Origin of the sequence: Pantoea septica (genome assembly GCF_002095575.1) — a bacterium.
Taxonomy (GTDB): Bacteria; Pseudomonadota; Gammaproteobacteria; order Enterobacterales; family Enterobacteriaceae; genus Pantoea; species Pantoea septica.
The window spans coordinates 75,018-92,012 of sequence record NZ_MLJJ01000020.1; the positions used below are offsets into that span (position 1 = coordinate 75,018).

Sequence of the window (16,995 nt, forward strand, 5' to 3'; positions counted from 1 at the left end):
GCACTATTTCACTACAGGCCAAAAACCATGACGCATAAAAAAATAGCCATTATCGGCGAGTGCATGATTGAGCTGTCCGAGAAGGGTGAGAGCATTAAACGCGGCTTCGGCGGCGATACGCTGAACACGGCGATCTATCTGGCGCGCCAGGCGGATGAGACGCAGCTCAGCGTCGATTATGTGACGGCGCTGGGCATTGATTCCTTCAGCGATCAGATGATCGCCGCCTGGCAGCAGGAGAAGGTAGGCACGCGTCTGATCCAGCGGCTGGAAAACAAAATGCCCGGCCTGTATGTCATTGAAACTGACGACAAAGGCGAGCGCACTTTCTGGTACTGGCGCAGCGATGCCGCCGCGCGCTACTGGCTGGACGCGCCGCAGTCCGCCGCTATCGTCGACGAGCTGGCGCGCTACGACTACCTCTACCTGAGCGGCATTTCGCTGGCGATCCTGCCTGACGACAGTCGCGAGAAGCTGATGGCGCTGCTGGATCGCTGCCGCGCTAACGGCGGTCAGGTGATTTTCGACAATAACTATCGTCCACGCCTGTGGGCCGACAAAGCGAGCGCGCAGCAGGCCTATAGCGCCATGCTGCAGCGCACCGATATCGCCTTTTTGACGCTGGATGACGAACATCTGCTGTGGGGCGAGCACCCTTTAAGCGCGGTGATTGCGCGCACGCGCGAGGCCGGCGCCAGCGAGATCGTGATTAAGCGCGGCGCCGACTCTTGTCTGGTGGCGATCGGCGACGACGCGCTGATTGACGTGCCAGCCGTCCGTCTCGATGCGGCGCGCATCATTGATACCACCGCGGCAGGCGACTCTTTCAGCGCCGGCTATCTGTCGCAGCGTCTGACGGGCGGCTCGCCGCAGGCCGCCGCCGAGCGCGGCCATCTGACCGCCAGCACGGTGATCCAGCATCGCGGCGCGATCGTTCCGCTGGAAGCGATGCCGGCATAACGTCCGCCCCGCGTTGCGGGGCGTGCGACCTCTCCCCGACGAACGCTCGGCCGAAACCGCCTTAAATTTGCCTTATCGCCCGACAGTTGACGACCAGTTGCCGTTAAGAGAAAAATTAACGCCGGCCCTGATTTTTACCCATGCGACAGACCGCTTTTCACGCCTGAAATCCCGCTTATTCTTTATTCCAGGCATAGTCTGAATCCGCCGCTCCGGGCCGTTTTCGGATGGACGACCGCCGCAAAAAAGACCATCTTTTCCTCAACAACAGCAGGACGCTGTTAGCCGGCCGCGATAAAAAACGACAACATTCCTCGCATCAGGACCGTTTTATGCACACAGAAATTATCAATATCTGGCCCAATGGCGACGCGCCAGGCGCCAGCGATTCGCGCGCGCAGTCGCAAATCGTCGATCTGGCGAAAGAGTATGAGCCTTACGATCGCGCGGCGACCGGCGTGCGCTGTCCGGAGATCGCCATCTGGCATCCCGAAGAGTCCAACGGCATCACGCTGCTGGTGGCGCCGGGCGGCGGCTATCAGCGCGTTCTGATCGACCGCGAAGGCAGCGCGCTGGCGACCTTTTTCACCGCGATGGGCTATACCCTGGCGGTAATGACCTATCGCCTGCCCTATGACGGTCACCACGAAGGCGCAGACGCGCCGCTGGCCGACGCGCAGCGTGCGGTGCGCGTGCTGCGCGATCGCGCCCAGCGCGGCCTGAACGGCAAATATATCGTCATGACGGGCTTCTCGGCAGGCGGTCACGTCGCCGCCAGCCTGGGCACGCGCTTCGCTGAAAAAATCTATCCGGTGCAGGACGCCGCAGACAGCTTCTCGCCGCGTCCCGATGCGATGGTGCTGGTCTATCCGGTGATCAGCATGCGCGACGGCGTGGCGCATGAGGGTTCGCGCACGCGCCTGCTGGGCGCCTGGCCCGATGCGAAAACCATCGAAGCCTATTCGCTGGAGACGCGCGTCCACGCGCAGACGCCGCCGACGCTGCTTATTCACGCGGCGGATGATGAAACGGTCTCGGTGAACAACAGCATGGCGTTTTTCAGCGCGCTCCGCGAACACAAGGTGCCCGCAGAGCTGCATTTTTATCAGAAAGGCGGCCACGGATTCGGCATCCGCGGCGTTGCGGATCTGCCCCTTGCCAGCTGGCCGATGCTGGTGACCGAGTGGCTCAGGGCGAAAACCTGACCTGTCAGGAGGAAGGCGGCGCGCTATCGCTGGCGCCGCTCTCCTGCGGCGCGGCATCGGCGGCGGCGGGCGGCGCCATCACCTTGTCCCAGATAGCCTGCAGGCTCTTCACGTTGGTTTCGGCTTCGCCTTCCGGCTGCATCAGCACCAGCGTAACCTCCTGCGACAGTTGCTGACGCAGCTCCTGGTTCAACCGATCGCGCGTCAGCTCGCTCAGAAACGCCTGACGCAGCTTCTGATACTGTTCCGGCGCGATATCCACCACCGCGTTCTGCTGCGAACGCAGGCGCTGGCTCATCAGCACGTCGGTATCGGTGCGCGCATAGGTGGCGAACAGCTTGTTCAGCTCCAGCAGTTTCTGCGCCATCAGCGCGTCGAACTCCTCCTGCGGCAGCCCTTTGTCGCGCACCACGGCCAGCTCGCGCGACACCAGGTTCAGCCCCGACTCCAGCGCATCGTTGCGCGCGTCGAGATTAACCGAGCACTGGGCACGCTGGTAGAGCACGCGGCAGTCGAAACCGATCTGCAGGTTCTGCGCTTTGCTGTCGCCCAGCGTGCGCTGCAGGTGCCAGAACAGCGCCTCGCGCGCCAGATCGCTCTGCCAGTAACGCTGCAGATTCTGTGAGTCGCGAATCGGCTGCCAGGGCGTATCCCAAATCAGCGCCAGACGATCCTGGCTCATCGCGCCGTTGACCAGATTAATCGGCTGATGCGGCAGCGGCGACAGCGTCGGCAGCGGCGCGGGATTGCTGCGCTTGCCGGTCAGCGAAGAGAAAGCTTTGTTTATCTGCTCCGCCAGGCTGCGACTCTCGACGTTGCCCACCACATAAAGCGTCATGGCGTCCGGCGTATACCACTGCTGGTAAAAAGCGTTCAGCGCGTTGAGGTCAATCGGCGCGCGCGGCTGTTCGGCCGGGTCGTGCGCCAGCAGCGTCGACCCCTTCAGGCGGTAGCGCCACAGCACATCCTGGGTATTGGCGGGCCAGGTCGCGACAGGATCGGAAGCGCTCAGGGCGGTGCTGACCACCTGCTCGTTAATGGACATTTTGCCCGCCGTCGCCGCCAGCCAGTTAAGCGCTTCTTTCAGCAGCTCCGGACGGTTGTTGGGCAGACTAAGGTTGTACTGGGTAAAGTCGTAGGAAACGATAGCGGGCGGCAGCGGATGCTGCGGATCCATGGCCTGCTGCCACAGCGCGCGCTGCTGGTTGGTGTCGAGCGCGGCGTTGTGCACCATCGCCAGACGCGGCAGCAGGTGGCTGAAGCCGGTCTGCTGGGTGGTCTCTACCAGCGAGCCGGCATTCACCACCATACGCAGTTCAATGCGATCGCTGGGGCGCTGCGGCGTTGTCAGCAGTTGCCAGCTTAATCCGTTATCCAGTTTCCCTTCTTGCCAGGCTGGATCGGGCTGCAGCGTTTCGGCATACGCGCCAAAACTGGCGGCCACCCACGCCACCCCCCCAACCAAAAGCCGAATTCTGGTGCCCTGCATGTGAACCTCTAATCTAAAAGTCGTTATCACTGGCACGTTTCGCCGTTGTAATACGCGGTGAGTTTTTCTCGTTTTAGCCGCGTCGTTTTTCGACAACAGAGTCTTTGACCACGTGAAGGCCAGGAAGTCGCGCAACGAAGTGAAAAACCATGAAAAAAATAAGTGGGCATTATTATGCAAATGCCCGCTGTCAGGGCAAGCGACAGCGGGCATTTAGAGGGATTTTGCTGTAAAGCGGTACTTAAGCGGAGGTTTCCGGCAGTTTTTTCGCTTTCGCCTTGCTGGAAAGCGTCGCTTTCAGCTGGTTTTCATCAAGCTGGCCAACCCACTTGGCCACTACCACCGTCGCCACGCCGTTGCCGACCAGGTTGGTCAACGCGCGCGCTTCGGACATAAAACGGTCGATGCCGAGGATCAGCGCCAGACCTGCCACCGGCAGATGGCCCACCGCCGACAGCGTCGCCGCCAGCACGATAAAGCCGCTGCCGGTCACGCCCGCCGCGCCCTTCGACGAGAGCAGCAGCACCACCAGCAGGGTAATCTGATGGAAGATGTCCATGTGCGCGTTGGTCGCCTGCGCGATAAATACCGCCGCCATGGTCAGATAAATCGAGGTGCCGTCGAGATTAAACGAGTAGCCGGTCGGGATCACCAGCCCCACCACCGATTTCTTACAGCCCAGCTTCTCCATCTTATCCAGCATGCGCGGCAGCGCCGACTCAGAGGAAGAGGTGCCGAGCACGATCAGCAGCTCCTCTTTGATATAGGCGACGAAGCGAAAGATATTGAAGCCGGCGACGCGCGCGATAAGCCCCAGCACCACCACCACGAACAGCGCGCAGGTAATATAGAAGCAGACGATGAGCTGGCCGAGCTGCACCAGCGAACCGACGCCATATTTACCAATGGTGAAGGCCATGGCGCCGAACGCGCCGATAGGGGCGAGGCGCATAATCATATTGATGATGCCGAAGATCACCTTCGAAAAGCTTTCAATCACGTTGAAGATCAGCGTGCCGGAGCTGCCGAGGCGATGCAGCGCAAAGCCGAACAGAATCGCGAACAGCAGCACCTGCAGGATATTGCCGCTGGCGAAGGCGCCGATAACGCTGCCTGGAATGACGTCGAGCAGGAAGGCGATGACGCCCTGCTGTTCCGCCTGCTGGGCGTAGACTGCGACCGCCTTCGCATCCAGCGTCGCCGGATCGACGTTCATGCCCACGCCCGGCTGCAGGACGTTAACCACCACCAGACCGATAATCAGGGCAATGGTGCTGACGATTTCAAAATAGAGCAGCGCGACCGCACCGGTACGCCCCACCGCTTTCATGCTCTCCATGCCGGCGATCCCGGTCACGACCGTACAGAAAATCACGGGCGCGATGATCATCTTGATCAGCTTGACGAAGCCATCGCCAAGCGGCTTCATTTGCGTGCCTAACTCCGGATAGAAATGGCCTAACAGAACGCCGATGCCGATGGCTAACAGCACCTGAAAATAGAGGCTTTTAAACAGTGAGGTTTTCATAACAGGTGTCCACTACAACAGGGTTGTGAGGTTGTCGTTTTATTGTGTCCGCAAGCAGCGCGCGCCCCGGCGCTGGCGGTTGGCAAAAAATAACACCCTGTTAACGGGATTAATACAGGCTTACAAAGGCCAAGGGATTTCTGGAAACGCAACTATGAACTGAAACGCTTCAGCAAGACCTTTTGTAACTAAAAAACGCGCAAAATCAATGAATCAGGCGGCGATTAGCGCCTGAGAGGAAATATGCAGGAAGACGCCAGAAGATCGCCTACTGCTCGGCTGCGGGCGCATCCTCGCCGCCGGCGGACGTCGGCAGCCAGGTTTGAGTAAAGCGTTCCAGCGACAGCGCCTCGGCATAAAGATAGCCCTGACCGATATGAATGCCGCGCGCCAGCAGCCAGTCGCGCTGCTCGGCGGTCTCCACCCCTTCGGCGATCACGTCGAGATCGATAATCTCGGCGATGGCCGCCACGATGCGCACCATGGTGTCGTCATCCGGCAGCGCGGCGACGAAGCTGCGGTCCATTTTGAGCTTGCTGACCGGCAACGATTTAAACTGATGCAGGTAGTTGAGGTTGGAGTAGCCCATGCCGAAATCGTCCAGCGCCACCGCGACGCCCGCCGTTTGCAGCGAACGCAGCAGCGCCATCGCCATTTCGGCATCGCCCATCTGCGCGGTTTCGGTAATCTCCAGCACAAAGCTGCCGGGCGCAATCTGATGGCGCTGCAGCAGGCCCTGCAGATGATGCACCATGCTGGCGTCGCGCAGCTGCACGGCGGAGATATTAACGCTGAGCGGGATAAGTATGCCGCGCTTCTGCCAGCCGGCGAGAATGCGACACGCCTCTTCGAACACCCAGCGTCCGATGGCGGCGATAACGCCGATCTCCTCGGCGCTGGCGATAAACTCTTCCGTCAGGCCGTAGCTGCCGTCCGGCATACGCATGCGCAATAGCGCCTCGGCGCCGGCCAGTTCGCCGGTTTGCATGTTGATTTGCGGCTGCAGGAAGAGCCGGAACTGCTCGTCCTGCAGCCCCTGCAGAATGTCATGCTCCTGCGTCAGGCGCTTCTGCGCACGCTCGGTCAGCGCCGCGTCGAAAAAGAGGATCTGGTTCTTGCCTAAATGGCGCGCCGACATCATCGCCGAGGTGGCGCGGTCGAGCTGCTCGTTAGCGGAAAGCGGCTCTTCGTCATAGAGCGCCAGACCGATGCTGGCGTTGGGCCGCAGCTGCAGCTGATGCAGCGTCACCGGCTGGTTCAGGCGGATCATCAGATTGCGCGCCAGGCGCATAGCGCGAAACGGCGTACCGGCGCGCTTCATCAGCAGCGCGAAGTCGCTCGGCCCGGTTTGCGCCAGCAGCGTATGGTCGTCGACGGTGCTGCGGATCTTCTCGACCAGCGTCAGCATCAGGGTATCGCGCTGCTCGTCGCTCAGCACGCCGTTGGCTTCCTGCAGCGTTTCGATGCGGATCACCATCAGCCCGAATCCTTTGCTGTGGCTGCGGATATGCTGGTCGAGCAGCGCCAGGAAGAGCGCGCGATTGGGCAGATCGGTAACGGCATAATGGGTGGTCAGCCGGCTCATCTCGTCATGCACCGACTCCAACACCTGCTGGTTGCGGTTATAGCTGCGGATTAGCATGCCGATCTCATCGTCGCGATGGCTGGCGGGCAGCGCCAGCTTGTGGGTCAGGATCGCCTGCGGCGGCAGCTCCTGCAGCTCTCGCGAGATGCTGCGCAGCGGATGAACCACCAGCCGGTTGATGCACCAGCTGATCGCCACCGACAGGATCAGCGCCAGCAGCAGATAGGTGGTGACCATGGTGGAGACGGTGCTGAGAATAAACTGGTAAACGCGCGTCGAATTCGCCTGCAACACCAGATAGGCGAGCGGCTTGGGCGAGCCGCTGCTCTCCACTGAATAGAGCGGCAGAGTGATCTGTACCGGCAGTTCGAACAGGCGGGCGATAAACAGCGGGATGGGCTTTTCGTTTTCGAAACTGGCGTGCAGCGCCTGAAAGGCATTGGGCAGCACCACGTCGGCGCGCGACAAGACGCCGGCGGGCTTCAGGGTTTGCAGGATCCGCTCGGCCTGAGCGATATCCGCTTTTAAGACCGCCTCGGAGAGCGGCTGGCGCACCGTATGGGCGATATTCTCCATCTGCTGGGCATAGTCGATCCTGCGCTGCTGCACAAAATGAAACAGTTGAATGACGATAAAGATAGACACGGTAATCAGCGCCACCGCGGATACCGTCGCCATTTGCTTTATCGTAAGTGAACGGCTGACGCGCAAAATCTTCTCCAGGCTAAAAAGCACAGCTATCAGACAGGAAAATGCGCAGCAAGTATATCCTGGAACTCACTTTTTTTACTGCCTGCCAGAGTCCGAGTTTTGCGCGGGCCGACGATTATTTAAAATCTGCGTAAGGAATTAGCGGCTCCGGCGGCATATCAAGATCGCCGTCCCAGCCGGCGGCGGAGTAGCGCACATAGAGCAGTCCGTGGCTTGGCGTATAATCCTTTGCCTGCTGAATATCGACTCCTGCGCCGATAAACCAGTGCGGCGTAACGCGGCGCTCGACCACGGCCTGTAAAGTATAGCCGACGCCGCCTCCGCTGCTGCTCGTCGAGGTCGGATTGCTCGCCAGGGTAAAGCCGGGATTAACCGGATAGCGCTGCTGCGCGTCGGTTTTCGAGTGCGACCAGGAGACGGAGCCGCCCAGATTGAACGACCAGTTCTCGGTGCGCTGCCGCCAGGTAACGGGCACGGAAAGCGAGAGATACTCCTGCGGGCTGTAGTAGCCGCCCTGGCCGAAGGTGTAGTCGCTGAGATCCTTCTGATAATGCCAGAGCATGGTGTTGAGGCCCACCGTGGCGCGGCGATTATCGCTATTGATCATCTTGTAGTAATAGCCCGCCATCAGCCGCTCGCGGCTGTTGTCCGCCACGTTCTCGCCGGTGATCTGATGCGCGCTGATATCGGCCCAGACGCCGTGCGCGCCGCCGCGATCGTAGCTCAGCCCGACGCTGCCGCCGGTCGCCACCACGCCGCCCCAGGTTTTGCCGCCGTTGGCCGCCGGATCGCGCGCGCCCGCCCAGGCGAGCAGCGAGCTAGAGATGGGCCGCCGCGAGGCGGTGAGCGTTACGCCAAGCTCTTTAACGTCGGTTTTCCAGCTGACGCCGCCGACCCAGTTGGTGACCTCGAATCCGAGAGGCGTGGTGCCGAGGTCCGCCGACCAGACATCATTGCTCCAGCCGACGCCCAGCGCGGTGCCTTCGTCGCGCTGGCTGGCGTAGCGGCTGCAGCCGCCTGAGTTGGCGTCGTCGCAGCTGCCGAAGGTCTCATCAAACGTGCCGTTGCTGGTAGAGAAGGTGCCCGCCGAAAGCTGAACGCGATCGAGCCGGAAGAAGCCGCGCCCGTCGGCGAGCGGCGTTTCCGCCTGCAGCATGGTGGTATGGGCGGTAAAATCGGAGACGCCGGCGGTGCCCTTGTTGCGCGAATAATCCTGCTCCAGCATCAGCGTGGTGTCCTGCTGACGATAGAGATCGGCCGCGTCGCTGCGGATGCTGCGCTTCAGCCAGTCATCCTGCGGGTTATTGCGCGTCAACCGGCTGACGCTCTTGTCGTCTCCGATGCCGCTGGCGACCATCGCCTGCTGATAATCAGCCAGCGCGGCGTCAGGCTGTCGCTGCATGCGCTCCAGCCGCGCCGCATCGCGAAACACCAGCGCTTTGTCTTGCGAAGGGGGCTGCGCCGCGGCGCGCTGCTTCAGGCCCGTGAACTGCGCGGCGGCCTGCGTGAGGTCGCCAACCGCCTGCCACGCCAGCGCCACGCGACGATCGCCATTCAGGCTCGCCTGCGCGGCCGGCAGCGTTTTCAGCGCCGTACGCGCCTCGCTGTTGCGCTTCAGCGCCACCAGCGCTTCGATACGCCCGAGCGAGGCGTCGCCGTTATCGGCATCCCGCTTGAGCACCTGTTGATAAGCCTCAAGCGCCTGCTGCGCGTCGCCGCGCGCCAGCGCCCAGTCGGCCAGCGTCAAATCGCGGCGGCTGGAGGCGGGCTGCTGACGCAGCAGCGCGATGGCGTCGCTCTCCTGCCCTGCCGCGCGTAGCGCCTCGGCGCGCGCGAACAGCTTATTCTGCGTCAGGCGATCCGCCAGCTCGCGCATATTGCTGCTCCATTGCGCCTCAGGCAGACGGCGCAGGGTCGCCAGCGCCGCCTCGTCGTTGTCATTGCCGGAGAGATAGAGCGCCGACGCGTAGAGCGCGGTCGCGTCCTGCGGATGCTGCTGCAGCGTCGCCATCACCGCGTCCGCCTGCTGCGGCGCGCCGCCGTTGCGCAGCGCGCCGGCCAGACGGTAGCTGAGCCAGACGTCGTCCGGCGAAAGCGCCTGCGCCTGGCGATATTTCTCCGCCGCCTCGCGCCAGCGGCTCTGCTGCGCCAGCGCGTCAGCTTCGGCGCGCAGGCTGTCGCTGCGCAAAGATCGCAGCGTGTCGGCCAGCGCGCGCTGCTGCGCGGCGGGCAGACCGTTAATAAAGGCCATGGCGCGCGCCGGCGACTGTGCCTGATAAAGTCCCGCCAGGCGGCGAACCGCGGTAGTGTTGCTGGCGTCGAGGCGCAGCGCGCGCTGCCAGAGCTGCTCGGCGCTCGGCGCGTTGTTGCGCGCCAGCGCCACATCTCCGAGGCCAATCAGGGCGTAGCTGTCGCTGCTGTCGAGCGCCTGCGCCTCGCGATAATGCCGCTCCGCGCCGTCGAGATCGTGCTGCGCCAGCGCCTTGTCGCCCTCATCGATCGCCTGCCAGTAGCGGTTGGTCTGCAGCAGCGACTGCCACTTGCCTACCTGCGTGCTCTGCTGACCCGCCTGAATCGCGCGCTCCAGCCAGAGAACGGCGGCGGCGCGGTTATTGGCGCGCGCCTGCGCCTGGCCCATCGCGCCCATCAGGTCGGCATCGTTGGGGTTCGCCTTGAGCGCGGCGTTCAGCGCCGCGATAGCCTCGGCGCCGCCGCCCGCGTCCACCAGCGCCAGTCCGCGCATGCGCTCGCGGTAGGCGGGATCGGCGAGCTGCGCCTGCTGCTTCGCCAGCGCCTCCTGGCCCTGCTTCTGGGCGTCGCCGTCGGTGAACACCTCCAGATAGGCTTTCAGCTGCGCCACGCTGCTCTCGCTCACCGGTTGATTATTGATCTGCTGTAGCCAGAGATCTGCCGCGGCGTCGCGTCCGGCGCTGCTTTTCGCCAGCTGCTTCAGCTGCTCGACCGCCTGGGCCGGCTGCTGGCGATCGAACGCCATACGGGCGAGCTGCAGCTCAACGCCGATATTGCCGGGATAGCGCTGTTCCAGCGCCTGAAGTTGCTGATACGCCACGCCCTCCTGGCCCGGTATGCGCGCCAGCAGCCGCCAGTACTCCAGCGCAATATTCGCATCGGGAAAGACGCCGTTGAACAGCGCGTCGTAGGCGCTTTTCGCTTCCGCAAGGCGGCCGGAAGTGGCGAGCAGGCGCGCCTCCTGCAGCTTCTGCCGTCCGTCAGAGGAGATCAGCGCCAGGCCGACGGCGGACTCGCGCGTCGCCGCCGAGTCGGGCGCGACCTTTTTCAGCCGCGTCAGCAGCGTCTGCGCGGCGGCAACGTCGCCCTGATGCAATGCCAGGCGCAGACGCGCCGCCAGCACCTGCGGATTATCGGGATCGATCTTCTCCAGCCGGTAGAGCGCCTGCTGCACCAGATCGTATTTATTGGTCGATTCGCCGGTGCGGACCTGCGACAGCAGCCACTCCACCGGCGAGACTTCCGGCCCGGCGCCGGGCGCGGCCAGACCCGGCAGCGCGCCCAGCACGCCGCTCAGCAACAGGCTCGCCCGCAGCGCGCTCGATTTATTCATCTTCATCATCAAGCAGGCGGCGGCGCGTAATGATGCGCATCAGGCGCCAGGTCATCAGCGCGAACAGCACCACGACAAATACCGCGCAGAGCGCCAGCCAGAACGGATGGGTCGCCAGCATCGTCCACAGGCGCTCCCACCAGGGGAGATGGCCAACGAAATAGTTGTCGCCGACGCGCAGGCTGTTGACGCCCGATTCGCGAATAACGGCAGCGGAGCCGAAAATCGCGGCGCGCTTGCCGCTGTCGGTCAGCGCATCGTTCAGCAGCTGCCAGCTGCGTGGGCTGCCGTCGGCCAGCAGCGCCACCACGCTGCGCTGATCGTTGAACGGCGACTGGAAGCCGATCACCGTCGCCAGCGGGCCGCGCGACCCCACGGCGGTGGTGCTTTCTGCCGCGCGATCGCCTTCGCTGACGCTGCCGGCATCAAGGGCAGCCTGGCGCGTCGGCGCCTTTATCCAGCTGCCTGCGGCGTCGACCAGCGCTGCGATCCGCCGGTCATCCTGCAGATCTTTCGGAATGTCGCCGATCATCAGCAGATCGGCGTCCTGCGACTTCGCTTTGCTCCAGTCGTCGCTGAACTGCACCCGCAGCGCCGGATAGCCGGTCTGCGCGCCGATATTGCCCAGCGCGTTGAGCAGCGTGCCGACCTGCTGCGCGTCGGGTTTCGGCTGCACCAGCACCAGCGTTTGCGCCAGATCGGCGTAGCGCGTAAAGGGGAAGCCCGCGCCCGCAAATGCGCGCAGCGACGGCATTTCGATGTAGTGACGGTAGCCGGAGAAATCGACGCTGGAGCTATCATCCACTACCACGTGATGGCTGACCGGCGTAACGTTCTCGCAGCGCCCGTCAGCCGTGCCGCTGATAATGGTGTTGGCGTAGTCGAAGTCGAAACGCAGCTGGTTGACCACGCCGAGACGCAGCGCAGGAATCGTCAGCTGCCGGTTGTTGTCCTGCAATCCCTGGATTAGCGGAATACGCAACAGTTGCTGGCCGGCGGTATTTTTCGGCGGCAGCGGATAATCCTGGATGAACTGGTTGTTCAGGTGTACGGCCAGGCGCGAACCGTCCGCCTGGAACGGCGCGGTGTAGCGATAGCTCAGGTCCATGTCGATGCCGCGCGCGCGCACCAGAAAGAGATCGGGCGGCAGATTAAGCGTCAGACCGATGGGATTGAGCTGCATGCCGTCGGACTGCAGCTGGTTTTCATACTGCGTCAGCTCGGCGAAGGTGGTACGCCGGTCCGTCCGCACCCAGTTTGGCGCGTCGTAGGCTTTGCGCGGCGCCAGCAGTTTTACGCTATCGATAGTCGAGGTGTCGCCGCGCAGCAGCAGCTCGCCCTGAGCGATGCCCTGCACCGCCGTCAGCAAATCCTCGTCGTTGCGCCCCAGAATCAGCAGCATTTTTTCATAGGGATTGTCGGGCTGGCTGACGATTTCCACCGTGGGCTTGTTCACCGGCGGCAGATCTTTCAGGAAGTCGGGACGAGCGTCGTTGGTGGCGAACACCACGGCGTGCTGCTGCTGCGGCAGCGTGTTGTAGAGCACCGGGAAGTTCTGGCCGCGCCACGCGGCTTTGCTGCCGAACCAGGAGGCGAGCATCGCCGCGGCGCGCTGCTGCGCCACGTCCGGCTGCGCGGCGAAGACCACCGGCAGCGTCAGCGGACGCTTATCGCGCGCGTCGAAGAAGGGCTCGGGAAAGTGCGACAGATCGTTCTTCAGCGGCAGCTTTTGCAGCGTTAAATCGAGGCCGCTCTCTTTGCCGATATCGAGCCAGATAGTGCTGTTGGCGGGGTTCTCGCACACGTTGGTGTAGTGGCCCACCAGCTCAAAGCGTACGCGGTTGAAGTCGCTGATAAAACGGGGATCGATCGCCAGCTGGGTCTGGGTCTCTTTGCCGAGCTGCTCCGGCGTAACGGTGATCAGGCCGATCAGCTCGTCGTTGAGATAGACCTTGAGCTGCGACAGCGTCGGCAGCAGCGCGGGCGAGGGGCGATAGCTGAGATTAAGCAGTGCGCGGGTCACCACCTCGTCGCTGCGCACGCCGAACTCAATCTGGCCGCTCGGCTGAGAGCCGCGCAGCGTCATGCTGCCCGGCGGCGGCGCCAGCTGGGTAAAGTCGAGCCGGCTGTCGCGCAGCGGCGCGCCGGGATCCTGGGGCGCGGTCTGAACCGACGCCGCCTCGGCAGGATTCGCCAACGCGGCGTCCTGCGCGGCGGCACAGCTTAGCGTTGCGGTGCCCAGCAGCAGGGCGGTAAACCAACCGTTCACTCTCGTCATCGTCATATCATCAACTCAATACGTTTTTTGAAGCGGGCGCCCGTCCAGTGCCCTGCGGCAACAGCGAGGCCAGCCAGCTCAGCCCAGCGGTAAGCAGGTTAAACAGCCGACGTAACTGCGGCGGACCATATTCCGCCAGGCGCAGATAGCCTTTAAAGCCGAGGATCATGATATCCGCGAGGCTCTGCACCGGTTTATCTTCCGGGAAACCGTCCTGCCACAGCGCCCAGGTATCGGCGCGGGCGAAGGTGCACTGGATAAATTCGATATGCTGCTGGGTCGTCAGCTGGTGCAGACGAATGCCGGCGCGCAGGCCGAAGACGCGCTGCACGCGGCACGGAAAGCTGAACTCCTGCTGGCCGCGGCGCAGCAGCAGCCAGACTTTTTCATCTTCCTTCAACGCATTCGACTCGCGCAGTTCGACGCCGACGCCGCCGTCGGAGTAGTCGCGCAGCGTACAGGGCAGCATGTGGCCATCTTCGCGCGCGATAGCGGCAGGCATGGCGATCTCCACGCGGTGCGCCTCGCGGATTTGCCGCGCTTCGACGGAAACCGCCACCGCGCCGCCGAGGATCACCATGTTATAGATGACCCACACCAGGCTCACCCAGACCGTCAGCACCTCGTTGGCCGGCCCGTAGTTCATGCGCCAGAACGCCATCGCCACGCCCGCCAGGTTGAGCAGCACCAGGAACATATAGGGTTTGGTGATCACCCAGTCGAGATGGTGCTCTTCCACCAGGCCGCCTTTCGCCGTCACGTTGAATTTGCCTTTGTGCGGGTTGAACAGGGCCACGGTGGTCGGCCGGGCGATATACCAGGCCAGCACGGTTTCATACACCTCGCTCCAGAAGGAGTGACGCCAGCGCCCCTGAATGCGCGAGTTAGTCAGGCTGGTGTGCAGCATATGCGGCAGCACATAGATAGCGATAGCCAGCGCGGGCGCGTAGATGATGTAGGCGTGGCAGAGCAGAAACGCCAGCGGCGCCAGCAGGAAGATCAGGCGTGGAATGCCGGAGAGAAAGTGCAGCATGGCGTTGGCGTAGCAAAGGCGCTGCACCCACTTCAACCCTTTGCCGAACAAGGGGTTATCAAGACGGAAAATCTGCACCATGCCGCGCGCCCAGCGAATACGCTGGCCGATATGCGCCGACAGGCTCTCGGTCGCCAGCCCCGCCGCCTGAGGAATGCGGATGTAGGCGGAGGCGTAGCCGCGCCGGTGCAGGCGCAGCGAGGTGTGCGCATCTTCGGTCACGGTTTCTACCGCGATGCCGCCGATCTCATCCAGCGCGCTGCGGCGCAACACGGCGCAGGAGCCGCAAAAGAAGGTGGCGTCCCAGGTATCGTTGCCGTCCTGCACCAGGCCGTAAAACAGCGAGCCTTCGTTCGGCGTTCGGCGGAAGCGGCCCAGGTTGCGCTCAAAGGGATCGGGCGAGAAGAAGTGATGCGGTGTCTGCAGCATCGCCAGCTTCGGGTCCTTGATAAACCAGCCGATGGTCATCTGCAGGAAGGCGCGCGTCGGCACGTGGTCGCAGTCGAAAATCGAGACGAATTCGCTGCGGCAGCGCGTTTTCAGCGCATGGTTGATATTGCCCGCCTTGGCGTGCTCGTGTGTCGGACGCACCACGTAGTTTACGCCGACGCTGGCGGCGAACTCGCGAAACTCTTCGCGTCCGCCGTCGTCGAGCAGATAGATATTGAGCCGATCCTTCGGCCAGTCGATACCCATCGCCGCGTAAATCGTCGGCTTCACCACGCTGAGCGGCTCATTGTAGGTCGGCACCAGCAGATCGACGCTCGGCCACTGATCGAGCGTGTCAGGCATCGAGACCGGCTGACGGTTAAGCGGCCACAGCGTTTGAAAATAGCCCAGCACCAGCACCACCCAGGCGTAGGTTTCCGCGACGATCAGCAGCAGCCCGAATATCAGGCTGAGCGGATCGTCCCAGTTGAGCGTCGAGGTATAGCGCCACCACAGATAGCGGCAGGAGACGGTCAGCGACAGCACGATCAGCATCATGGTCGGGAAGCGGCCCGGCACGCGCCGCACCAGCATCGCCAGGCTCCAGAGCAGCACCACGAAGATAAACTGCGTCATCAGCCCGAACGGCTGGCTGATGCAGAGCAGCGCCAGCAGCGAAGCGAACAGCGCCGCGCCGATAAAACAGAGGCGGCGCGCCAGCGGCGAGAGCCGCTGCAGCCGCTGTTCGAGGCGCGCGTCGACGTTGCCATTCTGAACGCGCGCGGAGAGCGTATCGAGCCACTGATAGCCGCGCTGCCGCCAGCGAAACAGCGGCAGGAAGCCTTTGAAACGCTGCCGCTCGCTGCGGCCGCTGCTGTCCTGCGGCAGAATCACCACCAGCCACAGCGTCTGCACCAGATAGCGCAAAATATCCAACGGCCGCGGGCGCTCCGGCGAGATATGCGGATAGAGACGGCGGCGATCCTGAATAATGCGCTGCCAGCCCGGCGTTTCGAAACGCAGCAGCGCCCAGCCCAGCGCGCACCAGAACAGATTCAGGCCGCTGGCGAAGCGGGACGCGCCGCGCTCGCGCGCCGTGACGTAGCGCGAACGCAGCGCCTGCCAGACCGGCCCGGTCAGCAGCCAGCGCAGCGGATTCATGGCTGCTTTCCGTTCAGATGAAGCAGCAGCCAGTTCGCCAGCGTAGTGATCTCTTCGCTGACCAGCGCATGGGGACGATACTCCCCTACCGGCTGCTTCATCATCAGCGCTTCCGCCAGCGCTTCGTCGCGATGGATAAGCAGCGGAATCAGGTTATTCAGCGACGCGACCCACAGCTGATGCAGATCCTGCTGCAGGCGACTGTTGGCGTTGAACTGATTGATCAGAAAGCGCGTATGCGCCGTAAAAGGCTGCTGATACAGGCGGAGATGACAGTTGGCGTCAGGCGTCAGCACGCGCACTACGCCGTCGAGCCGCGGATAGAGAGCCTCATGCCAGGGCAACGAATCTGCGGGCAGATCAAAAATCACCCAGCGATAGCGACGCTGCAGGTCCGCCAGCGCGTCGAGCAGCGGTGTAGCGATCGCGGCGTCCTGACGCAGCAAAGTAAAATCTTTTTGATGAGTAAGCGAGCCATGAGGCAGCAGATCAGGGCCATCGGGGTAGCGCAGCGCAGCGCCCTGCCAGGCGCCGCCGCCGAGCAGCGCCTGCATCCAGCCTTTTTCCGGCAGCGCGGGCAGGTTAAAGTGCGCGCCGAGCTGGCTCGATGGAGAGCCGTCAATCAGCAGTACGCCTTCGCCCAGCGCCGTCAGCGCCCAGCCGAGCGCGGCGCCGATAGAGGTGGCGCCCGTACCACCGCGTATGCCCTGCAGCGCGATCAGCGGCATTAGCGCGACCGTCCCGGCTGTTCCGTCGAGGTTTCGGCTAACAGCGGCCAGCGCGCGACAATGTTCGCCAGCCGCTCTTCACGAGCGATGTCGATATAGCGAAAAGCCTGCAGAGAAAAAGCGTCGCGCAAGGCGCTAATATCATCCTGACGTTGGTCGTCGGACGCGACCAGAGTATAAGCATTTTCATTTTTCATTACTTTTCGCCACGGATAAAACAACGTCGGGTAAAAGATGGTTATATTCACGCAGGCGTTAAATCGACGCCGCCTGAATCGGCGCGATGATAGATCAATGCGAACCGG

At 62.9% G+C, this 16,995-nt stretch carries 10 protein-coding genes; 2 read left to right on the top strand and 8 right to left on the bottom strand.

Annotated elements, in window-relative coordinates; translation table 11 throughout:
- The first annotated feature begins 27 nt into the window (after nucleotides 1–27).
- Nucleotides 28–960 carry a 2-dehydro-3-deoxygluconokinase gene (gene kdgK / locus HA46_RS12640; protein WP_084884609.1) on the top strand — a complete coding sequence of 311 codons (933 nt, stop codon included), beginning with the start codon at nucleotides 28–30 and terminating at the stop codon, nucleotides 958–960.
- A 332-nt stretch (nucleotides 961–1,292) separates the two neighbouring features.
- Nucleotides 1,293–2,165 (top strand): alpha/beta hydrolase, encoded by an 873-nt coding sequence (locus HA46_RS12645; protein WP_084884624.1) that lies wholly within the window; start codon nucleotides 1,293–1,295, stop codon nucleotides 2,163–2,165.
- A gap of 4 nt (nucleotides 2,166–2,169) precedes the next feature.
- On the opposite strand, the gene HA46_RS12650 is transcribed toward HA46_RS12645, so the two are convergent.
- The 8 genes from HA46_RS12650 to bcsR all read right to left on the bottom strand — a co-directional run.
- Nucleotides 2,170–3,654, bottom strand: a complete 1,485-nt coding sequence (locus HA46_RS12650; protein WP_084884611.1) for a M16 family metallopeptidase — start codon at nucleotides 3,652–3,654, stop codon at nucleotides 2,170–2,172.
- 241 nt (nucleotides 3,655–3,895) lie between these two features.
- Entirely contained in the window at nucleotides 3,896–5,182 is a 1,287-nt protein-coding gene (locus HA46_RS12660; protein ID WP_033793078.1) for a dicarboxylate/amino acid:cation symporter, read from the bottom strand.
- Between the two features lie 268 nt (nucleotides 5,183–5,450).
- Entirely contained in the window at nucleotides 5,451–7,478 is a 2,028-nt protein-coding gene (gene hmsP, locus HA46_RS12665; protein ID WP_033793142.1) for a biofilm formation regulator HmsP, read from the bottom strand.
- Between the two features lie 115 nt (nucleotides 7,479–7,593).
- A complete protein-coding gene (gene bcsC, locus HA46_RS12670) occupies nucleotides 7,594–11,061 on the bottom strand; it encodes a cellulose synthase complex outer membrane protein BcsC (protein WP_084884613.1) in 3,468 nt (1,155 codons plus the stop codon).
- On the bottom strand, nucleotides 11,054–13,345 hold the full coding sequence (gene bcsB / locus HA46_RS12675) for a cellulose biosynthesis cyclic di-GMP-binding regulatory protein BcsB (RefSeq protein ID WP_208857413.1): 2,292 nt from the start codon (nucleotides 13,343–13,345) through the stop codon (nucleotides 11,054–11,056). Before bcsB ends, bcsC begins: the two co-directional genes overlap by 8 nt.
- Before the next feature lie 4 nt (nucleotides 13,346–13,349).
- Entirely contained in the window at nucleotides 13,350–15,962 is a 2,613-nt protein-coding gene (gene bcsA / locus HA46_RS12680) for a UDP-forming cellulose synthase catalytic subunit (RefSeq protein WP_084884615.1), read from the bottom strand.
- Nucleotides 15,959–16,690: a cellulose biosynthesis protein BcsQ gene (gene bcsQ / locus HA46_RS12685; protein ID WP_084884617.1), complete on the bottom strand. Its 732-nt coding sequence runs from the start codon at nucleotides 16,688–16,690 to the stop codon at nucleotides 15,959–15,961. Before bcsQ ends, bcsA begins: the two co-directional genes overlap by 4 nt.
- A partial coding sequence (gene bcsR / locus HA46_RS21555) for a cellulose biosynthesis protein BcsR (protein WP_425298748.1) occupies nucleotides 16,690–16,995 on the bottom strand: 306 nt, incomplete at its 5' end. The genes bcsR and bcsQ, both read right to left, overlap by 1 nt.

Coding starts and splice junctions, on each gene's coding strand:
- kdgK (WP_084884609.1), top strand. CDS start 28: ATGACGCATAAAAAAATAGCCATTATCGGCGAGTGCATGATTGAGCTG.
- HA46_RS12645 (WP_084884624.1), top strand. CDS start 1,293: ATGCACACAGAAATTATCAATATCTGGCCCAATGGCGACGCGCCAGGC.
- HA46_RS12650 (WP_084884611.1), bottom strand. CDS start 3,654: ATGCAGGGCACCAGAATTCGGCTTTTGGTTGGGGGGGTGGCGTGGGTG.
- HA46_RS12660 (WP_033793078.1), bottom strand. CDS start 5,182: ATGAAAACCTCACTGTTTAAAAGCCTCTATTTTCAGGTGCTGTTAGCC.
- bcsC (WP_084884613.1), bottom strand. CDS start 11,061: ATGAATAAATCGAGCGCGCTGCGGGCGAGCCTGTTGCTGAGCGGCGTG.
- bcsB (WP_208857413.1), bottom strand. CDS start 13,345: ATGACGATGACGAGAGTGAACGGTTGGTTTACCGCCCTGCTGCTGGGC.
- bcsA (WP_084884615.1), bottom strand. CDS start 15,962: ATGAATCCGCTGCGCTGGCTGCTGACCGGGCCGGTCTGGCAGGCGCTG.
- bcsQ (WP_084884617.1), bottom strand. CDS start 16,690: ATGCCGCTGATCGCGCTGCAGGGCATACGCGGTGGTACGGGCGCCACC.